14 protein-coding genes are annotated in these 15,273 nt (G+C 51.4%); 7 read left to right on the top strand and 7 right to left on the bottom strand.

All coding sequences use genetic code 11. The features are described 5' to 3' along the window. Positions 1-2 precede the first annotated feature (2 nt). The 3 genes from L6J37_RS17865 to L6J37_RS17855 are packed head-to-tail and all read left to right on the top strand — an operon-like array spanning position 3 to position 2,850. Complete coding sequence (locus L6J37_RS17865) at positions 3-803, top strand: carbohydrate ABC transporter permease (protein ID WP_237796105.1); 801 nt, start codon at positions 3-5, stop codon at positions 801-803. A 24-nt stretch (positions 804-827) separates the two neighbouring features. Continuing rightward, the gene (locus tag L6J37_RS17860) at positions 828-1,100 is read left to right on the top strand and encodes a DUF2160 domain-containing protein (RefSeq protein ID WP_192016210.1); all 273 of its coding nucleotides are present in this window, start codon (positions 828-830) and stop codon (positions 1,098-1,100) included. Between the two features lie 22 nt (positions 1,101-1,122). Next, a complete protein-coding gene (locus L6J37_RS17855; RefSeq protein WP_237796104.1) occupies positions 1,123-2,850 on the top strand; it encodes an ABC transporter substrate-binding protein in 1,728 nt (575 codons plus the stop codon). A gap of 53 nt (positions 2,851-2,903) precedes the next feature. On the opposite strand, the gene L6J37_RS17850 is transcribed toward L6J37_RS17855, so the two are convergent. Continuing rightward, complete coding sequence (locus L6J37_RS17850) at positions 2,904-3,122, bottom strand: VF530 family DNA-binding protein (protein WP_192016301.1); 219 nt, start codon at positions 3,120-3,122, stop codon at positions 2,904-2,906. A 156-nt stretch (positions 3,123-3,278) separates the two neighbouring features. Between L6J37_RS17850 and L6J37_RS17845 the strand changes: the two genes are divergently transcribed. Both L6J37_RS17845 and L6J37_RS17840 read left to right on the top strand, forming a co-directional pair. Next, complete coding sequence (locus L6J37_RS17845; RefSeq protein ID WP_237796103.1) at positions 3,279-3,515, top strand: RNA recognition motif domain-containing protein; 237 nt, start codon at positions 3,279-3,281, stop codon at positions 3,513-3,515. A gap of 326 nt (positions 3,516-3,841) precedes the next feature. Continuing rightward, positions 3,842-4,315 (top strand): peroxiredoxin, encoded by a 474-nt coding sequence (locus tag L6J37_RS17840; protein WP_237796102.1) that lies wholly within the window; start codon positions 3,842-3,844, stop codon positions 4,313-4,315. Between the two features lie 46 nt (positions 4,316-4,361). On the opposite strand, the gene L6J37_RS17835 is transcribed toward L6J37_RS17840, so the two are convergent. Both L6J37_RS17835 and L6J37_RS17830 read right to left on the bottom strand, forming a co-directional pair. Continuing rightward, positions 4,362-4,817, bottom strand: a complete 456-nt coding sequence (locus tag L6J37_RS17835; RefSeq protein WP_237796101.1) for a GNAT family N-acetyltransferase — start codon at positions 4,815-4,817, stop codon at positions 4,362-4,364. A 139-nt stretch (positions 4,818-4,956) separates the two neighbouring features. Continuing rightward, entirely contained in the window at positions 4,957-5,883 is a 927-nt protein-coding gene (locus L6J37_RS17830; RefSeq protein WP_237796099.1) for an alpha/beta hydrolase, read from the bottom strand. A gap of 237 nt (positions 5,884-6,120) precedes the next feature. Here L6J37_RS17830 and L6J37_RS17825 point away from each other — a divergent pair, with 237 nt between their 5' ends. Continuing rightward, positions 6,121-7,026: a LysR substrate-binding domain-containing protein gene (locus tag L6J37_RS17825; protein ID WP_192016205.1), complete on the top strand. Its 906-nt coding sequence runs from the start codon at positions 6,121-6,123 to the stop codon at positions 7,024-7,026. A 117-nt stretch (positions 7,027-7,143) separates the two neighbouring features. Here L6J37_RS17825 and aspA read toward each other — a convergent pair whose 3' ends face one another. The 4 genes from aspA to L6J37_RS17805 all read right to left on the bottom strand — a co-directional run bounded on the left by aspA (position 7,144) and on the right by L6J37_RS17805 (position 13,876). Beyond that, on the bottom strand, positions 7,144-8,574 hold the full coding sequence (aspA, locus tag L6J37_RS17820) for an aspartate ammonia-lyase (protein WP_192016204.1): 1,431 nt from the start codon (positions 8,572-8,574) through the stop codon (positions 7,144-7,146). A gap of 538 nt (positions 8,575-9,112) precedes the next feature. Then, complete coding sequence (locus L6J37_RS17815) at positions 9,113-10,405, bottom strand: dicarboxylate/amino acid:cation symporter (protein ID WP_237796097.1); 1,293 nt, start codon at positions 10,403-10,405, stop codon at positions 9,113-9,115. A 349-nt stretch (positions 10,406-10,754) separates the two neighbouring features. Then, positions 10,755-12,167 carry a sigma-54-dependent transcriptional regulator gene (locus L6J37_RS17810; protein WP_218386208.1) on the bottom strand — a complete coding sequence of 471 codons (1,413 nt, stop codon included), beginning with the start codon at positions 12,165-12,167 and terminating at the stop codon, positions 10,755-10,757. Next, positions 12,167-13,876: a transporter substrate-binding domain-containing protein gene (locus L6J37_RS17805; RefSeq protein WP_237796096.1), complete on the bottom strand. Its 1,710-nt coding sequence runs from the start codon at positions 13,874-13,876 to the stop codon at positions 12,167-12,169. Before L6J37_RS17805 ends, L6J37_RS17810 begins: the two co-directional genes overlap by 1 nt. A gap of 331 nt (positions 13,877-14,207) precedes the next feature. Between L6J37_RS17805 and L6J37_RS17800 the strand changes: the two genes are divergently transcribed. Further along, positions 14,208-14,846 carry a lytic polysaccharide monooxygenase auxiliary activity family 9 protein gene (locus L6J37_RS17800; RefSeq protein WP_237796095.1) on the top strand — a complete coding sequence of 213 codons (639 nt, stop codon included), beginning with the start codon at positions 14,208-14,210 and terminating at the stop codon, positions 14,844-14,846. Positions 14,847-15,273 lie beyond the last annotated feature (427 nt).

The raw sequence follows: 15,273 nt of genomic DNA, 5'->3' as shown, positions 1-15,273 counted from the left end.
TCATGCACAAGCGTAAAACGCTCATTTTGCTGCTGTACATCCTGTTTTTACTGCTGCCGATTTACTGGCTGCTGATGATGTCATTCAAAACCAATGAGGAAATTCTCGGCGGACTGACCTTCTGGCCGACTGAATTTACACTGGCCAATTATAAAGTGATCTTTACCGATCCCTCCTGGTACAGCGGTTATATCAATTCGCTGACTTATGTCTCGATGAATACCGTGATTTCTTTGCTGGTCGCCCTGCCTGCCGCCTATGCCTTTTCGCGCTACCGGTTTATTGGCGACAAGCACATGTTCTTCTGGCTGCTCACCAACCGTATGTCGCCGCCGGCGGTGTTCCTGTTGCCTTTCTTTCAGCTTTATTCCTCTGTCGGGCTGTTCGACACCCACATTGCCGTTGCACTGGCGCACTGCCTGTTCAACGTGCCGCTGGCGGTGTGGATTCTGGAAGGCTTTATGTCGGGCGTACCGAAAGAGATTGACGAAACGGCTTACATTGACGGCTACAGCTTTCCGCGCTTTTTCGTCCGTATTTTTCTGCCCATGATCCGCTCAGGCATTGGGGTCACCGCCTTCTTCTGTTTCATGTTCAGCTGGGTCGAACTGCTGCTGGCCCGCACCCTGACATCCGTTAATGCCAAGCCGATTGTCGCCACCATGACCCGTACTGTCAGCGCCTCCGGCATTGACTGGGGCGTGCTTGCCGCAGCTGGTGTACTCACCATCATTCCCGGATTGCTGGTGATTTGGTTTGTTCGCAACCATGTTGCCAAAGGCTTTGCCCTTGGCCGTGTTTAGCATGATACCGGAAAGGAGATCATAATGAATTGGATGGCCTGGACCCTGCCCAGCGCACTGTTCTTTATTTCTATCGCCGGCATTTTGCTGACGATGACCGTCTTCGAGATCCTCAAACCTTGTGTTGAACGCAAAGGCTTTTTGCCCATCAGCACAACCCGGGGAGATCGACTGTTTATCGGCCTGCTCAGCAGTGCCTATATACACCTGCTCTTCCTTGGCATCACTGACCTGTCGATATGGATACCGTTTACGTTATCTGTGTTATGGCTGGCCATTTTGCTGCGTTGGGGATAATACAAGACTAAGGAGTTCACGCATGAACCGGACACGCTTTGTACCTAAACCGACTACATTAGGACTGATCATCAGCTTGTTGCTTTCGCCGGCAGCACTGGCTGATCAATACAGCGATGCGGCGAAGAAATGGATTGACGATGAGTTTGCGCAGTCGTCGCTCAGCAAAGACGACCAGATGAAAGAGCTGGCCTGGTTTACTGAAGCCGCCAAACCCTTCCGCGGCATGGAAATCAAAGTGGTTTCTGAAACCATCACCACCCACGAGTATGAATCAAAAGTGCTGGCAAAAGCCTTTGAGGAAATCACCGGCATCAAGGTGACCCATGATTTAATTCAGGAAGGGGATGTGGTGGAAAAACTGCAGACCGAAATGCAATCTAACCGCAGTATCTACGACGCCTATATCAATGATTCCGATCTGATTGGTACCCACTTTCGCTACGGTAAGGTCATTCCGATCAGCGATTACATCACAGGGGAAGGGAAAGACGTTACACTACCCACGCTGGATCTGGACGATTTTATCGGCCTGAGCTTTACCACAGGGCCGGACGGCAAGGTTTATCAGCTTCCCGATCAGCAATTTGCCAACCTGTACTGGTTCCGGGCCGACTGGTTTGAACGCGAAGATCTGCAAAAACAGTTTAAAGAGATCTACGATTACGACTTAGGTGTGCCGGTTAACTGGTCTGCCTATGAAGACATTGCTGAATTCTTTACCGAGCATGTGAAAAAAATCGACGGCAAACGCGTTTACGGCCACATGGATTACGGTAAAAAAGATCCGTCGCTTGGCTGGCGCTTCACCGATGCTTGGTTCTCCATGGCGGGCGCAGGGGATAAAGGGTTGCCGAACGGTAAACCCGTGGACGAATGGGGCATTCGGGTGGAAGGCTGTCGTCCGGTTGGCTCCGGCGTCGAGCGGGGCGGTGCTACCAATGGCCCGGCTGCTGTCTATGCCACCACCAAGTACGTCGAATGGCTGAACAAGTACGCGCCCGCAGAAGCCCAGGGCATGACCTTCTCTGAAGCCGGTCCCGTTCCCGCACAAGGCAATATCGCTCAGCAAATTTTCTGGTACACCGCTTTCACGGCCGATATGACCAAACCCGGGCTGGAAGTGGTGAATCCGGACGGCACGCCTAAATGGCGTATGGCCCCATCGCCCAAAGGCCCCTACTGGGAAGAAGGAATGAAACTGGGCTATCAGGATGCCGGCTCATGGACGCTGATGAAAGCCACCGATCCCGAGCGCCGCAAAGCCGCCTGGTTATATGCGCAGTTCACCGTAGCGAAAACCGTCTCGCTGAAGAAAACCCTGGTCGGCCTGACCCCGATTCGTGAGTCAGACATCAATTCTGACATCATGACAGAAGCGGCGCCTAAGCTGGGTGGCCTGGTTGAATTCTACCGCAGCCCGGCACGGGTTCAGTGGACGCCAACCGGCACCAATGTGCCTGACTATCCGAAGCTGGCTCAGCTCTGGTGGCAGTACATAGCCGAAGCCGCGAACGGCGAGAAAACCCCGCAGCAGGCACTGGACGGGCTGGCAACCGCACAGGATCGCGTGCTGGAACGTCTGGAACGTGCCAATGTGCAGGGGGAATGTGGCCCAAAACTCAATAAGCCAAGAGATGCCGCCTACTGGCTGGCCCAACCCGGTGCACCGAAAGCCAGGCTGGCTAACGAGAAGCCCAAAGGCGTGACCATTAAATACGCTGAACTGCTGAAATCCTGGCAGCAGTGACGAGCAGGTAACAGAAACCATCAGGGAGGCATAATGCCTCCCTGATGTTGCAATCAGCTGAACGTTGAAATATATAACTTTTCCACTTTTGCTCTCGCCCAGTCCGTTTTGCGTAAAAACTTCAGTGACGATTTAATGGAAGGGTCATTTTTAAAACAGTTAATATCGATTTCGCACGCCAGAATCATCCACCCATAATGATCAACCAATTGGGTTAAGATTTTTTCCAGAGTAAGGCCGTGCAGGGGGTTATTCGGTTGTTCGCGGGTCATAAGCTTTTCTTCGGTGGCAGTGTTGGTAACGGGGAAGAGTATACAGAATATTTCGCCATCCGGCATGGAGACAATGCATCCGCCCCAAAGTATTACTTTCACTCTGGTCGGTAAGCTGAGAGAATGCCGCGGTCATTTCAAATAAAACGACCCATCATGAAACTTTTAGTTCGTAACCTTTCTCGTTCAACCACTGAACAAGACATCCGTAAATTGTTTTCTGAACACGGCAAAGTCACAGAGTGCACTTTGGTGTTAGATCAGGAAACCGGCCATTCCAAAGGCTTCGCTTTCGTCGAAATGCCGGATCAGGATCAAGCCAAAGCAGCAATAACCAGCCTGAACCAGACACTGCTTGCCAAGAGCAAAATCCGGGTGAAAAAAGCTGACTAAATCAGTTATCCGATAGCCAGAAAAGAAGCCCCTTTTCTGGCTGTTTCATCTTTGCCTATCTGTAATCAAATTCATAACTAAGCATCGCATACCGATATTCATCTCCTTAGCCACCCGCGAAGAAAATATTTTTGAACCTTCAAAGCAATGCCATTTAACTGCTCTGTCGATAAGCCTTCTCTGTCTGTCGTCTTTGGTCTGTCATCTTTGCCTATATTTTTGATCAGGCTGAAAATAGTAGCCTGAATCCCGTAGGATTTATCTGTGTTTATTCATATCAAATCAGACTAGACTGAGTTGAACTCCAAAAACGAAAGGAAAATACCATGATTCAACAAGGCCAGACTCTGCCAGCCGCTACACTGGGTGAACTGACCAAAGACGGTATGGTCAACCATGACGTTTCAGATCTGTTTGCAGGCAAGAAAGTGGTGTTGTTTGCGGTTCCCGGTGCCTTCACGCCGACTTGCTCGGAATCTCACCTGCCAGGTTATGTCGTGCTGACAGATCAGCTGAAAGCCAAAGGCGTGGATATCATTGCCTGCGTGTCAGTCAACGATGCCTTTGTGATGCAAGCCTGGGGCGAAGCACAAAATGCTTCAGAAATTATGATGCTGGCAGACGGTGACGGCAGCTTCACCAAAGCGCTGGGTCTGGAGATGGACACCGCGAAGTTCGGCGGCCTGCGTTCACAACGCTATGCGATGATCATCGACAACGGTGTTGTCACACAGCTGAACGTAGAAGCACCGAAAGAATTTGAAGTCAGCAAGGCAGAAACCATTCTGGCAAGCCTGTAATTTCAGAAAAACACAACGGAAGCGAAAGCTTCCGTTGTTCTCGGATTTACTTTATCTCTGTCATCGAAAAGTGGTGGCTGGCAATGTGAAACCCTTCCCGTAAATAGAACTTATGCGCCGCAAAGCGCTGCACGCCTGAATCCAGATGCAGTTGCCGGCACCCCTGCTCTTTTGCGTACACTTTAAACCAGTCAATCAAACATTCGCCGACCCCCTTGCTGCGGTGTTGCTCAGCCGTCACCAGATCATCCACATAAATGGCTTTGCCCCAGGCCAGCTTTTCTGACACCACAAAACCTGCTACCCCCATCACCTGATCGCCCGACTTGACGTAAACCACCTGATAGCCCTGCGCCATCTGCTTGGTGATCTGCGCCTGTAAAGCGGCGCTGTCGTACTGCGGGCGCAACTGGAGCAACACATCCAGCACTGAGGGAACGTCCTGATGCTCTGCCACACCGTGACTGTCTGACCAGCTGTCTTCTAAAAAATGTACTTTCATCGGGGACCCAACTTCCTGTTTCGATATTGATCTGGTTTGCTGTTTATAGCGTTTTCAATCACACCTGCACAATGATTTTATCCATAGCCAGTTAATCGTATTGGCAGCTTTATCAGCGCTAGACATGAAGCTGTGCGCTTTAGTTCACTGATTGCACCCTGCCACCAATCCAGGCTTTGATATCTGCCAGCACGCGTTCAACCTGGCTCTGGCCCTGTGCATCATTGAAAGCATGATCAAGGCCAGCATAGGTATGTGGCTGAATGTGGGGGGCGGTTTTCTTTAATGCCCTGACCATAGATTCGAAAGCGTGCGGATCCACATTGGTATCCTCTTCCGACTGAATCAAAAGAACAGGAACATCAATCGTTTGCAGTATCTGCTGCTGATCAGCCGTCAGCATCGCTTTCCACCATTTGAAACCGTGCCCACTGACAGCCGTGTCCATCTCGTTACTTTGCAGCACGGCTTCAGCAAACTGCCTGAACCCTTGTTCTGCTTCACTGAATGCCTGCGGTGGCATCTGAGATTGCATGTTGTAGAGCACATCATCGATGAAAAAACGCCCACCGCCATTTAACGCCACCACAGCGGTCACTTTATCACTCTTCGCAGCCAGCAGATTCGCCACCAACGCCCCTTCACTGCCCCCCAGCAAGATAATCTGGGCATAACGATTATCCTGATCCAGTTTATCCAGCACCGTCAGGTAATCATCCACCCGTTGCAGCGGAGAATCCTGTTTCAGATAGGCGTCAGGACAGTCCGTCCGCTGCGGATCGCTATTCCAGCTCAACCCGTTATCAATCCCGTATTTTTCTACCGTCAGAATGTCGGCACCTGCCATCACCTGGCTAAAATTATCATTGATATTTTTATTATGAAAAACACTGTTGCAGTCTGAACCCTGAATCAGCACCAGCAAACTGTCGCTGCCACGCCCGGTCAGATAATAGGTAATCTCCGAACCATCACTCCGTTTAACCGCTTCCGTCACCATTGACAAAGCCGGCAAGGACGCCACTGAAAAGACAGCAGCTACCATAAACACTAAGCGTTTGAACATCCCTTTCCCTCCTGTGATCCAATCCTGTTCTTTGATAGCACTTTGGGCAGATTGTTCCCAACAAAATGCAACATCACACATATTCTGTATTGATCGATCAGGTCAGCTCGTGCCGCAACACAAATGATTTCAGATAAAGATGGCAGGCATTATCATGGTTTTGGTAATCTTATCCGGCAACGGTTCATTTTGAGCCGTAAATACAAATGATTATTCGATAAAACAGCCACTTATATAATGAAAAATATCGAAACGAAATGGTTACAGGATTTTCTGACACTGGCCGAACTGCGTAACTTTTCCCATGCAGCCGCTGTACGTAATGTGACGCAGCCGGCTTTCAGTCGCCGGATAAAATCCCTTGAAGCCGAACTAGGGCTGAATTTAATCGATCGCAGCAAAACCCCCATCGAGCTGACACTGAAAGGCAAGCAGTTTAAAACGACTGCGCTGTCGATTCTTCAGCAACTGGATGACGAAGTGAGCCGTCTGGCTGGCAGCTCATTTCTGGGTCGTCATACCGTGCGGATCAGCTCTTCGCATTCCATGGCGATCAGTGTGCTGCCTAAGCTGCATGCCTGTTTGTTTAACCCGACCTTAAACACTCAGCTTTCTGTGGTAGCCAATGAGGTGGATGACGCGGTAAAACAGCTGATCGACGGTAAATGCGATTTTCTGTTTTCATTCTATGAGGACAGCCTGCAAATGGCGCCTTACCGTTCTGTTTATCTGGGGCGCTCTTATCTGTACTGCGTGTCGGCGGTCGATGAACATGGTAAACCACTCTTTGATCCCGCAGACAATGACGCCGTGCCGTCGCTGGACTATACCCCGGAAAGTTACATGGGCCGGGCGCTGCAACGCGCCAACCGGACATTAACGCCGAATACTGTCTGTACCTCATCAATGACAGATTTCATCAAAGCCCTGGTGATGCAAGGGAAAGGCATCAGCTGGTTACCGGATTACGCCATCAAAGATGAGCTGGCCGCCGGACGGCTACAGATACTTACCGCACGGGAGCCCGTGCCGCTGGATTTGTACATTTACCGTTATCACTCCCGGCTCCACCCGACCTGCGAAGCCATCTGGAGTGCGCTGAGTAAGATCAGCCCGATTGATGGCCTGATGAGCAGGGACTGACAATCACTGTCCCCCAGAAATAAAAAAACCTCCCTTGAAAACAAGGGAGGTAAAGGATGTAGGGTTTCAAGACCTTTTATTTATTGTTCTTTATATTCTTTCAGTTATTACATTCTTTCAGCTGTACAGCTTGGCTTTGTAGCTCGGGCGCATCAGGTTCTGAGCAGAGAAAATATCGTTCAGCTCCTCTTCACTCAGCAGGCCACGCTCCATCGCAACTTCTTTCACGCTACGACCGGTTTCAGCACAAATCTTACCGACGATATCGCCTTCGTGGTGGCCGATATACGGGTTCAGGTAAGTTACGATACCGATAGAGTTGAAGACATAATCTTCACAAATCTGGCGGTTCACTTTGATACCCGAGATGCATTTGTCCGCCAGATTGATACAGGCATTGCTCAGCAGTTCAATCGACTCGAAAATAGCCTGGCCGATCACCGGCTCCATCACGTTCAGCTGCAACTGTCCGGCTTCTGCCGCAAAGGTCACTGTGGTGTCGTTACCGATCACTTTAAAGCACACCTGATTCACCACTTCCGGAATCACAGGGTTTACTTTAGCTGGCATGATGGAGGAACCCGCCTGCATTTCCGGCAGGTTAATTTCATTCAGACCGGCACGCGGACCCGATGACAGCAGACGCAAATCGTTACAGACTTTCGACATCTTAACCGCCAGTCGCTTCAGCGCGCCGTGCACTGTCACGTAAGCGCCACAGTCAGACGTCGCTTCAATCAGATCTTCTGCCGGTACACAGTCCAGACCAGTGGCTTCTGCCAGATATTTCACCGCCAGTTCCTGATATCCGGCCGGGGCGTTAAGGCCGGTACCAATCGCGGTGGCACCCAGGTTCACTTCCAGCAGCAAAGCCGCGGAATATTTCAGGTTTTTGATTTCTTCTTTCAGCAAGATACTGAAAGCGTGGAATTCTTGTCCGACCGTCATAGGCACGGCGTCCTGCAACTGAGTACGGCCCATCTTCAGCACATCACTGAACTCTTCGCTTTTGGCATCAAACGCCGCCTGCAGATGCTCAATAGAACCCACCAGCTTGATAATGCTGTTATACACAGCCACACGGAAGCCTGTCGGGTAAGCACAGTTGGTCGACTGGCTCTTGTTAACATGATCATTCGGGTTAATGATGTGATACTCGCCTTTGGCATGGCCTTTCAGCTCCAGCGCAATATTGGCGATCACTTCATTGGTGTTCATGTTCACAGAAGTACCTGCGCCGCCCTGATACACGTCAGAGATGAACTGATCCATGCATTTACCTGTTTCCAGAATCAGATCGCAGGCTTGAATGATGTACTGGCCCACTTCCGACGGAATACTGCCCAGCTCCATATTGGCACGTGCTGCCGCTTTCTTGGTAAAGACCATGCCGCGAACAAACTCTGGCACGTCGGAAATACGCATTGAAGAAATATTGAAGTTCTCGTAAGCGCGAAGAGAATGAATGCCGTAATAAGCAGAAGCGGGAATTTCACGCTGGCCTAACAGATCTTCTTCAATACGTACTTGCTGGACAGTATCAAGCATAGCGGTCACCTTAAACTCATGGGTAGGAAAGAGATACCACTTCGCCGCTTATACGAGCCATCTTCAGCTTCTTATGGCGGCTAAGTGCTTCATACAATCGTCGTTTTGAGCCTTAAAGGGAAATGCATAAAAGTAAGCAACAATGCAATTAATGCATAGCTGAAGAGATTGCAAAAAAAGGCTATTTATTCTTATCAGCCCGGAATGCTTAATAACCGGCACTTTATGCATCACTTGTGCATGAAACCAATAAACACCTGTATAAGCAGCCTGTTAGCCTGCACTCTGGCGAGATCGCTCAATGGGCAGGAATATGATCCTGGTCTGAATATTGTCTTTTATCCATCACACTGAAAATGCATTGCCTACCCAGTGTAATTTACAAACTCTTGCACGATTTTCCTCAGTTTCTGTCCACAAAACCTATTCGCCCGTATAAAAAGTCACCTGTATAAAAAGCCGCCTGTGTAAAAAGTCGCACGCATAAAAAAGGCCAGCCTTTGCGGCTGGCCTATCTCTCTATAGAGCTCAACGAGGATTAAGCGATATCTTCGCTCGCCGTCAGGGTCGTTTTCTCTGTACTGCGGTTATAGACTTCAGTATCCAGCTCGTCTTCGCTGCGACCAACCAGGACAGCAACCATCAGATCGCCACAGACATTCACAGTGGTACGAGCCATATCCAGAATACGGTCAATACCGGCGACAATCGCCAGACCTTCCATTGGCAGGCCAACTGTGGTCAGTACCAGCGACAGCATGATCAGGCCGGCACCCGGTACACCGGCGGTACCAATGGAAGCCAGCGTTGCTGTCATCACTATGGCAACATAGTCGGCAAACTCCAGGTTAATACCAAATGCCTGTGCGACAAACAGCGCCGCCACACCCTGATACAACGCCGTGCCGTCCATGTTAATGGTCGCGCCTAACGGCAGAACAAAACTGGACACACCTTTAGACACACCCAGCTCTTCACGGGCGCATTTAATGCTGGCAGGCAAGGTGCCTGAACTGCTGGTGGTGGTAAAGGCCACTGCAGCCGGGGTCGCAATCCCTTTGATATAAGGCATAGGGTTAAGACGACCGAAGACTTTGATCACCGCCGGGTAGAACAGCAGTACATGCAGCAGGCTGCCGATGTAAGCCACCGCAATCACTTTAAACAGTGGCAACAGGATTTCCAGACCGTATTTACCGGCCACCCAGGCCATCAGACCGAAGATACCGTAAGGCGCCAGCTTCATGACCAGTTCAGTCAGCTTGTACATGGCCTCAGCCAGACTTTCGAACACCTGAACGGCAGGTTTTCCTTTCTCACCACACAAGTTCAGCGCCACACCCAGGCCCAGAGCGAATACGATGATTTGCAGAATGTTCCCTGTTGCCAGTGCACTGATAGGGTTGTTCGGGATTAAACTGAGCAGTGTCTGAACCAGAGTCGGCGCTTCTTTCGCTTCTGCCGCCGCCGCTGTTGCCGTCATCTCCAAGCCGGCACCCGGTGCCAGGATACTGGACAGGCCAAGACCGATACTGATGGCCACTGCTGTGGTCGAGAGGTAAATCACAATGGCTTTGGCGCCAATTCGTCCCATCTTGCGGGTATCTTGCATGGAGGTCACGCCGACCACCAAAGAGCAGAACACCAGAGGCACGATGAGCATTTTAATGGCATTGATAAACAGAGTGCCGATAGGCTTGAGGATTTCTGCATCCGGGCCGAGCAGGCTGCCCGCGATGACCCCAAGAATCATACCGACCAGAATTTTCTTCCATAAGGCGAGTCCGCCCCACATACCTTTCGGGGTTGGCTCCTCGTGAGCTTGTTCCATGTTATTTCCTTATCCAATTGACAGAAGTCGGGTGAGTCCCCGTTTCTGCTTAGCTGTCATTGTTTACACGTCAGGATGGGCTGAGCCCATACATACAGGAACAGGATTAATGCAAGCATGATGCCAAACATCAAAGCAAATACAAGTCATTGTTTTTTATTTAGAAAAGATAACAAAAGAGAAATAGGCCAACCTAAGAAGGGGTATAACCAAAGGAATAGGCTCGAGTGACAAACCCGAACCTTTCCTTTATAAAACATGGTCTTATTGACTATTTACAAAGTTATAACCTTTACTTTGGTTATAGGGGTTCAGCCAGCCCGACCCAGTGAAGCCTGATGCGCGGTGATTATTCCGGCTGAGATTTTTTCAGTCGCTTGCTGAGCGCGGGCTGCGAGATCCCCAGAAACTTCGCCGCCAGAGACTGATTGCCCTCCGCCCGGCGCATGGCTTCCTGAATCAGTAAATCGCCCATTTCCTGCAGGGTCGGCAGAGACTGCTCCGGATCGAACATAGTCAGGCTGTTTCCTGCAGCCATCTCACTGACGTCATTGTCCTGATCCAGCACCCGGCGAAACACCTCCATGGACAACATGCGCGAGCGGTGCTGACTCATGGCATCATACGCCAGCGCCCTCAGCTCACGGATATTGCCGGGAAAGGCATAGTTTGCCAGCAGCACCGGCAGCTCTTTCGGGATGGTCGGCTTGGTTTTGCCCAGCTCATCGGCCGCTTCCTGTAAAAAGTGTTCCAGCAGCAAAGGAATATCCTGACGGCGCTGGCGCAAGGGCGGAATATCCACCTGATGGGTTTTCAAACGGTAATAGAGGTCTTTGCGGAACTCGCCGCTTTGTTGCTTCTGCACCAGATTCTGATGCGTGGCCACCACAATCCGTGCGTTGAGACGTTTCGGCCTGTCACTGCCGAGGGGATAGTATTCCCCTTCCTGAATCAGGCGCAGCAACTTGACCTGTGATGTCTGGCTCAAGTCACCGATTTCATCGAGAAAAAGGGTGCCACCTGCCGCTTGTTCGATCAGACCAGCGCGGGGTTTATCGGCACCGGTAAACGCGCCGCGGTGGTGACCAAACAAGGTGTCGGCAAACACATTGTCGTCCAGTCCGGCGACATTCACGCTGATCAGCGGCCCGGCACGCTCACTCAGGGTATGCAGCGCCCGGGCGATCAGCTCTTTACCAACACCACTCTCACCGCACACCATCACAGGCTGGCTGCTTGGCGCTACCGATTCGAGATATTGGAACACTGAGCGCATGCCTTTATCACGGGTAATAATGTCGCCAAAAGCCTCCGGCCGCTCCAGGGTGTCAGTCAGAAACCGGCGCCGCAGCGCGTTGTGCTCTTCGCGCATTTCCTGCAGCAAAATGGCCCGTTTCACGCCTTCGATCAGCCGGTTTTCCTCTGTGGTTTTCACGAAGTAATCATAAGCACCGAGCCGGATACAGTTGACCGCCGTTTCGACCTGATTCAGCCCGCTGATAATAATGACGCCGACTTCAGGAAATTCAGCCTTGATCTGCTGCAGCAAGACTTCGCCGGACAGGTGCGGCATGGTCAGATCCAGCAGCACCAGGCCGATATTTTCCTGTTCAATAATGGCCATGGCATCGCGGCTGTCCTGACACTGGACGATATGATTGATGCCGCCCCGCCGCTCCAGCACGATACTCAGGCTGCGCAGAAAGGCCGGTTCATCATCCACCAGCAAGACACCGAATGCAGGATAGCGATTTGTCTTCATTAAACAGTTGTCCCTTTCAAGGCTGGCAGCGCAAGCGTCACGCAAGTGCCTTGTTGTAGTCTAGAGTCATATTTCAACGTGCCGCCATGTTCACTCACTATGCTGAATGAAATAGACAGCCCCAAGCCCGTCCCGCCCTGCTCACGCTTGGTGGTAAAGAAAGGATCACTCAAATGAGGAAGATGCTCAGGGTCGATGCCCAGCCCCTGATCGCAGACTTCCAGGATCAGCACATTGTCTGCCGGATTGAAACCTGTCGTCACCCTGATGCTTTGTTGCTGTGACGTCAGCGCCTGACAGGCATTGATGATCAGGTTGATGATCACTTGCTCGATCCGCTGGCCGTTGCCTTCAAAACACGGCAGCTGATCGCCGTATTCGACAGAAAAGTGATGGGTCGATGTCGATAAGGTGCTGTCGACCAAGCGAATCGCCGCCGCCGTGACCTGATTCAGATCCACCACTTCATTGAGCGCACTGGGTTCCTGGCGGGCAAAATCCCTCAGGTCATCGACAATCCGGCGGATCCGCTGGGTCCCCGCCTGCATATCATCCAGCATGGAGGGAATTTCCTCCCGCATCCGGCTGTAGGCCAGCCCGCCTAAGGTGAAATCGCCATACTGCTGATAATGGGCATCCAGAATGTCTTCCGCATCCTGATACGCGTCTTTGAGAATGGGTAAATTCAGCAGCAGCAAACTGCTGGGGTTGTTGATCTCATGGGCCATGCCAGACACCAGAATGCCCAGCGAGGTCATTTTATCCGCCTGAATCAGCTGTTGCTGCTGGAGTTGCTGCGCTTTGGTCCGCCGGGCCACTTCCCGGCTCAGCGCCCGGTTCCAAATCATGATCCCCCCCAGCACCAGCAGCAGAAGGGCGGAAATCGTGGCGGCAGCCATGCCCAGTTTCTTCCAGCTGATCCCCGGCGCTTCCAGCGGGCCCAGCCATTTGTCGTAAATAGCTTGCTGACGGCCGGTGTTTTTCAAAATCGCCAGCCCTTCGCTGAACTGGGCCAGTAAATCTTCATGGCCTTTTCGCACTGCATAGCCGTAATGCTGGGCACCAAAAGGTTTTCCTACCGGAATGATATTCGACAGATCCAACGCCTTGCCGGTATACAGACCCGGCAGGTTCGCCACCAGCGCGTAGTCATGCTGACCGGAGGCCAGCAAACGCAGTCCATCGGCGTGAGAGTCCACCAGCACCAGGTTTGCACCCGGCTGCTGATTGCTCAGGTAATCGTGCATCGCCCCGCTGCGCTGAACAATCACGGATTTGCCCGCCAGGTCATCAAGACTGGCCACAAAGGGGGTGCCCTTTCGGGCAAACACCGACTGATGCACTATGGCATGGGGCGGCGAAAAACTGTATCTCGCCTGCCGGGCACTGGACTGAATCATACCCTGCACGATATCAATCTCGCCCTGATCAAACTGGCGGCGAATATCATTCCATGCCCCCATTTTGATCTCGATATTAATGCCCATCAGTTCGGCAATCGCCAGGGTCAGCTCGGTGTTGTAGCCATCCGGCTCACCGTCTTCATTAATGAATTCGTAAGGCGGGTAGTTGTGATCCGCGCCGATAATAATGACCTGACTGTCTGGTGCAGCCATCACACTGAAGGTGCAGAAGAAAGACAGTCCGACACCGAGCCAGCGCATCCAGGCACCACATATGTCACGACAGCCTGTCAGCTTCTGGATCATGCAATCTTCCTTCATCAGCCCGGCCTGACCGGCAAAGCCGTCAGTACGCCGGATTTGGCGACACCGGGCAGAACGTGATATTCCGCCCAACAAACGAAGGGGCTATTTTATAGATTTGCCAACAATAGCCAAGGAAAGAAAGTGACGCACCGACAGAAGTGTCTCCCTGTCAGCACAGTGCCTGTTTACCCGCCACTGGCGGGATCCTCCAACTGCCATACTTTCGAGTGACTTCAACATTTTCACAAAATCAAATGAAACATGATGCATATTGTTAATCTTAATCTATAACTGAAAGTGACCTTACAAACAACAAGAGGCTAGATCAGTCATGATTCAAAAATCTCCCAATGTCGGTAACATTTCTCCGAAGCACGGCCGTGCTATCAACCCACCCTCACGCGGTGTCGTTGCGGTGGAACAAAGTTGGTGGGGCCTGCAAGAGTGGTATGTCAACGAACTGGAAGGTGGCAAGAACTTCCCCGATATAACCGGTGGCCCTGCCTTCTATGAAGCTACCGATGACCCCAGCGCACAGCCGCCCGAAGATGGCTTGATTTGCAGCGGTGGTCACCTGGATGTACGTGAGAAGCTCAACCTCACCGACAAGGAACTGATTGCAGAGGGGAAAACAGCCTGGCCTAAGATTCCAGTACCATCGAATAAGATTGTCGACGTCGAGTGGGTGTATACCGAAGCTCATAAAACCCGTGGATACGTGGCTTTCATCACCAAAGATGGCTGGAATCCGGACCAGGCGATTTCCCGCTCTCAGCTTGAAGCCAAGCCATTTTACGAAGATATCTATCCGGAAGCCCCACACTGGGAGCATGAACTCCCGGCTAAAACGCATCATCAAGTGGCACTGCCTGAAAATAAAAAGGGCCATCACGTCGTCGTTTTGCTCTGGTTGGTTGTCAATACCGGCAATGCTTTTTACCAGACCTTTGATTTCGACTTCGGTGCTTAACTGTCAGTTCTGGCCGTTTCTAATCGTGATAGCATTGTGATAAACGCGCAATCACGAGGCGGGAATACTTTTCCCGCCTTGCGTCGTGGCTGAAGTTTCTGGTGAAGCGGAGGTATGTCGCGCTTGAGTCCGGAGTCTTTCTTGGCATTGTGCGATGCGCGCCAGACACTCTTTATAGGGATAAAGAGTGCCCAGAAAGCCCTTTTTGTTCTTTGGTGTGGTCCGGGGCGGTTGTAGGCGCTCCCGGCGCCGACAACCTAAAAATTCGTCCTGAATTTTTCCCTGTGGGAGTGCTATCAATGTACATTTTCAGCCCGTCATTACAGCGCAAGCGGGAATCCATGCAGCGGATACGGCAACGAGTTGTTGTATCAGAGTTTGAGGTATGTCGCGCTTGAGTTCAGTGGCTTACTTGGCATTGTTTGAT

Origin of the sequence: Photobacterium sp. WH77 (assembly GCF_022014395.1) — a bacterium.
GTDB classification, from domain to species: Bacteria; Pseudomonadota; Gammaproteobacteria; order Enterobacterales; family Vibrionaceae; genus Photobacterium; species Photobacterium arenosum.
Note: the sequence above shows the minus strand (reverse complement) of the source record. Positions and strands in the feature narration are given on the sequence as shown.

Excerpts from the sequence above, each read along its gene's own strand:
- aspA (WP_192016204.1), bottom strand. The coding sequence starts at position 8,574 with ATGCTTGATACTGTCCAGCAAGTACGTATTGAAGAAGATCTGTTAGGC.
- L6J37_RS17815 (WP_237796097.1), bottom strand. The coding sequence starts at position 10,405 with ATGGAACAAGCTCACGAGGAGCCAACCCCGAAAGGTATGTGGGGCGGA.
- L6J37_RS17850 (WP_192016301.1), bottom strand. The coding sequence starts at position 3,122 with ATGACCCGCGAACAACCGAATAACCCCCTGCACGGCCTTACTCTGGAA.
- L6J37_RS17840 (WP_237796102.1), top strand. The coding sequence starts at position 3,842 with ATGATTCAACAAGGCCAGACTCTGCCAGCCGCTACACTGGGTGAACTG.
- L6J37_RS17830 (WP_237796099.1), bottom strand. The coding sequence starts at position 5,883 with ATGTTCAAACGCTTAGTGTTTATGGTAGCTGCTGTCTTTTCAGTGGCG.
- L6J37_RS17805 (WP_237796096.1), bottom strand. The coding sequence starts at position 13,876 with ATGATCCAGAAGCTGACAGGCTGTCGTGACATATGTGGTGCCTGGATG.
- L6J37_RS17810 (WP_218386208.1), bottom strand. The coding sequence starts at position 12,167 with ATGAAGACAAATCGCTATCCTGCATTCGGTGTCTTGCTGGTGGATGAT.
- L6J37_RS17860 (WP_192016210.1), top strand. The coding sequence starts at position 828 with ATGAATTGGATGGCCTGGACCCTGCCCAGCGCACTGTTCTTTATTTCT.
- L6J37_RS17845 (WP_237796103.1), top strand. The coding sequence starts at position 3,279 with ATGAAACTTTTAGTTCGTAACCTTTCTCGTTCAACCACTGAACAAGAC.
- L6J37_RS17855 (WP_237796104.1), top strand. The coding sequence starts at position 1,123 with ATGAACCGGACACGCTTTGTACCTAAACCGACTACATTAGGACTGATC.
- L6J37_RS17835 (WP_237796101.1), bottom strand. The coding sequence starts at position 4,817 with ATGAAAGTACATTTTTTAGAAGACAGCTGGTCAGACAGTCACGGTGTG.
- L6J37_RS17825 (WP_192016205.1), top strand. The coding sequence starts at position 6,121 with ATGAAAAATATCGAAACGAAATGGTTACAGGATTTTCTGACACTGGCC.
- L6J37_RS17865 (WP_237796105.1), top strand. The coding sequence starts at position 3 with ATGCACAAGCGTAAAACGCTCATTTTGCTGCTGTACATCCTGTTTTTA.
- L6J37_RS17800 (WP_237796095.1), top strand. The coding sequence starts at position 14,208 with ATGATTCAAAAATCTCCCAATGTCGGTAACATTTCTCCGAAGCACGGC.